This window comes from Zhongshania sp., assembly GCF_041584495.1.
In the GTDB taxonomy this organism is placed as follows: domain Bacteria; phylum Pseudomonadota; class Gammaproteobacteria; order Pseudomonadales; family Spongiibacteraceae; genus Spongiibacter.
The window spans coordinates 1-4,000 of record NZ_JBFHDY010000187.1; the positions used below are offsets into that span (position 1 = coordinate 1).

Here is a 4,000-nt window from a genome sequence, read left to right on the forward strand (position 1 = left end):
CGGCAGGGAGAGCCAAGCTGGAAGCATCCGGGAATGTCGACACCTCAACCTTGGCGGGTATTGCAGAGACTGGCGTGGACTATATTTCGATAGGCGCGCTGACTAAGCATGCGCAGGCGGTGGATTTGTCGATGCGGTTTATTCCTAAGCCATGAAATTAGTCGGCTCAAAAATTTATGACGCGTTATTCCATGTTCTAGGTTGAATACGATCATTCAAATGTACGCGATTCCAATCATCGTCACTAGAACCGGAATATGTAATATAGCTAGAACAAACTAGTACCCAAACTCCGATAGCAAAGCCAAAAAAACTGAAATAGTAATTTTTTACGGGCAAACTGGACATAAGTTTTGTCGCCGACAACAACTGACCAAGCAATAAAGCAAACATCAATTGCCCCACGGGCATAGTTAATACTGAGCTGACTTGTGCATGGACACAAAGTGCTATAAAAGCTGCAAAAGCCAAAGAAAGACTAATATCGCCAATCTCGACAACTCTTTTTGCCATAATAAATATTGCACCCACTGCCACAATTAAAATACCAATCGCAACAGGCACTCCCCATTCAAAGGCTATCAATAAAAATGCCTGATGGGGATGAGCAGGCATCCACGATTGAAAATCAGAGAAAGCGTAGCTATATGCCCCCCAGCCACTCCAAGGCCGCTCCATTATTGAAATGCTAGCAGCCCGCCAAATCGCGGAGCGATTATCAACCGCAAGGTCCCTTCCTATAAGATCGACCCCAAACTGCGCTGAACCAGCATTAAAAATTAAGTAAATCAAAAGCCCGAAACCAATCATGACCACGAGATTAAAAGAATATCTAAAAAGAAATTGGCGATCTTTTACGAATAATAAAATCACAACAAAACCGATCAACAGAGATACAGCGGCGCCTCGCCCTTGGCTAACAAACAACAAAGCAAACGCCAATGCACCACCAACCATGCTAAAAAGCCTAGAATACACCCTACCAATAACTGCACCTAACGGCAGGAAAAGTAGCGTTGCTGTCTGAAAGTGATTGAAATACCGCACGTGACCAAACCAAGGAAAAGCATCGCCAAATGAAAGCGACATACCATTAAATCCGTACGCTAACCACCCCACAAGAAACAGCACAAAAGAGAACAAGTACAACAAAAAAATAACTTGCAAAACATGCCTTCTCAAAAGTAGCACTTGAGAAGAAAATACAACAACACCCGCTAAAAGGGCTAGATAACTTAACTGCTTTACTCCTCCGACGGTTCCGTCAACTAGCAATGAAGCCGCAACGCCAACCGGCAAGAAAAATACAGACCTGAGATTGCTGGCACCAAGGAAAATTGCAAAAGTAGAAAATATAACCAGGCAAACACGTTGAGCATCACCACTACTTAAACCGAATCCACCCAATAGATAGTGCGAAAAAAACAGCACGCTGCCGCTCACTGCTACAATATATGACGACCATTTATTGTCACTAATGTCCACTTAAAACTTCCACAAAAAAAGACCGCACTAGGCGGCCTTAAACTTCACGTAAAAACTCAGCTACCGCGGCATGAAGCTGGCAAGTATTTATCTGCCAGAGATCCTGTATTACACGTCATTTTTAGACCGGTTGTGCCACCTGTATACACAAATATAACCGTTTTCCCATCAGCATCTGGAATTAAATTTGCAGTTGTCAACGTTATAGTGGCTGTATCGCCAGTAGACGTAGTAGTGCTTACAGCGTACGCGGCCTTAGTTGTAGTGCTAGAAAAATCAGAAGCATCAAAATTATTTTTAATATCACCTACAATAGCATCAGTAGCAGGCGGCATAGCTCCACTTGCAGCGTATTCTTCATAAAGCGCTGCTTTCGCTGCAGAGCCCATATTGACAAGTTCTGTTACTTTCGCACGAACGGTATAATCCTGATAAGCAGGTAATGCTACTGCAGCCAAAATACCAACGATCGCTACAACGATCATCAGTTCGATAAGCGTAAAACCTTGTTGTACTTTTTTCATATAATTCCCCAATGATATAACGTTCTCAATTTTCAGGCGTGACCTAATACTTCATCACTGATTTTAATGAGCAAGTAACGGGCCAAAACATAAAAACAAATAATACACATATAAAACAACAGCCTACAACAAACTTTATCCACCAGAGCTACACTTACACGAAAAGCCAAGTTGATGAGAAACAATTAAATCGGCAGCAAGTGACAAATATTGTCACTACAACAACAATACAGATGCCAAATTTTGTTATCCATCAATAGCTCATGTAATGCTTTATTAGATAGTAGGCACTATACTGTTTTTCATACATTTTCTAAGTGATTGGCGGAATGAATAGCGCAACTATCCCCTTAAACGGCTTAGCCAGACGGTTGGTTTACGACGAAATTCTTGATGAAGAAGCCGTACGGAAGGCAATCGAAGCGGCTCAAAAAGAAAAAAAGAGCCTAGTAACCCACCTCGTCGGCAAAAATTTAGCTGATGGCGTACGTATTGCCGAAATTGCCGCAGACGAATTCGGTATTCCGTTTTTAGACTTACGCTCATACACCACTGAACTTGCGCCCCAGAAAATCATAGACAATAAACTGATTAAGGCCCATCGCACTCTCCCCTTGTGGAAACGAGGCAAGCGCTTGTTTATTGGCATGTCGGACCCAACCAATCTCCATGCCCTAGATCAGATTAAATTTCATACCGGCCTGACGACCGAACCCATCGTTGTTGAAGAAGCAGCACTTAATAGCGCCATTGACAAATACTTGGCTGCGCAAGAGGAGTCGCTCGCCGATAGTCTTGGCGATATGGATGACATAAGCCTTGAGAACCTTGACATCGAAGCCGTCGATGAAGACGGCGGCGGCGAGGTCGACCTAAGGGGTGCGGACGAAGCCCCTGTGGTGAAGTTTGTAAACAAAGTACTACTGGATGCAATACGCGGTGGCGCCTCAGACATTCACTTTGAACCTTATGAGAAGATCTACCGGGTTCGCTTTCGTACCGACGGTATCTTGCAAGAAGTTGCTCGACCGCCGTCCAGCCTCGGCTATCGGCTAGCCGCACGATTAAAAGTCATGTCGCAAATGGACATTTCTGAGCGGCGCGTACCGCAGGATGGCCGGATTAAGATGAAGCTGTCAAAAACCCGTGCCATCGATTTTCGAGTAAATACCTTACCCACCCTATGGGGCGAGAAGATAGTACTACGGATACTCGACCCATCATCAGCGCAGATGGGTATTGATGCGCTCGGCTACGAGTCAGTACAAAAAGACTTGTACATGAAAGCCCTTAATCAACCTCAGGGCATGATCTTGGTCACAGGGCCAACTGGCTCCGGTAAAACTGTATCGCTTTATACCGGTTTGAATATTCTCAACACCCCAGAAAGAAATATTTCCACTGCGGAAGACCCAGTTGAAATCAACCTAGAGGGCATTAACCAAGTTCACGTTAACGCCAAGGTCGGTCTCGGCTTTCCGGAAGCGCTGCGCTCCTTTTTGCGACAAGACCCCGACATTATTATGGTCGGTGAGATTCGCGACTTAGAAACCGCCGAAATTGCGATAAAGGCGGCCCAAACAGGCCACTTGGTGCTATCTACACTGCACACCAATAGCGCCCCAGAGACCTTAACGCGCCTGCTCAATATGGGAGTACCGGCGTTTAACGTAGCGACCTCGGTCAGTTTGATTATTGCTCAACGCTTAGCAAGACGCCTGTGTAAAGAATGCGCCATCCCCGCCGATGATGTGCCAAAACAAACGTTACTCGACGAAGGCTTTTCTGAAGAACTGCTAAAAACTGCCAAAGTAATGCACCCAGTAGGCTGCGACCAATGCAATAACGGTTACAAGGGCCGAGTCGGTATTTATGAAGTAATTCGCATTACGCCGGATATATCTCGTATTATTATGGAAAATGGCAATTCTTTAGCCATTGCCGCTCAGGCGCAAGCAGAAGGTTTTAATAATTTACGTCAGTCTGCGCTA

3 protein-coding genes and 1 pseudogene are annotated in these 4,000 nt (G+C 44.9%); 2 read left to right on the forward strand and 2 right to left on the reverse strand.

Annotated elements, in window-relative coordinates:
- A pseudogene (locus ABYP33_RS17600) lies at positions 1-155 on the forward strand (nicotinate-nucleotide diphosphorylase (carboxylating)); the annotation flags it as partial.
- A gap of 19 nt (positions 156-174) precedes the next feature.
- Here ABYP33_RS17600 and ABYP33_RS17605 read toward each other — a convergent pair.
- On the reverse strand, positions 175-1,485 hold the full coding sequence (locus ABYP33_RS17605) for an O-antigen ligase family protein (protein ID WP_373092500.1): 1,311 nt from the start codon (positions 1,483-1,485) through the stop codon (positions 175-177).
- Between the two features lie 56 nt (positions 1,486-1,541).
- The gene (locus ABYP33_RS17610) at positions 1,542-2,009 is read right to left on the reverse strand and encodes a pilin (protein WP_373092502.1); all 468 of its coding nucleotides are present in this window, start codon (positions 2,007-2,009) and stop codon (positions 1,542-1,544) included.
- Positions 2,010-2,338: 329 nt separating this feature from the next.
- Here ABYP33_RS17610 and pilB point away from each other — a divergent pair.
- Positions 2,339-4,000: type IV-A pilus assembly ATPase PilB (gene pilB, locus ABYP33_RS17615; protein WP_373092504.1), on the forward strand; the 1,662-nt coding region annotated here is incomplete at its 3' end.

Coding starts and splice junctions, on each gene's coding strand:
- ABYP33_RS17610 (WP_373092502.1), bottom strand. CDS start 2,009: ATGAAAAAAGTACAACAAGGTTTTACGCTTATCGAACTGATGATCGTT.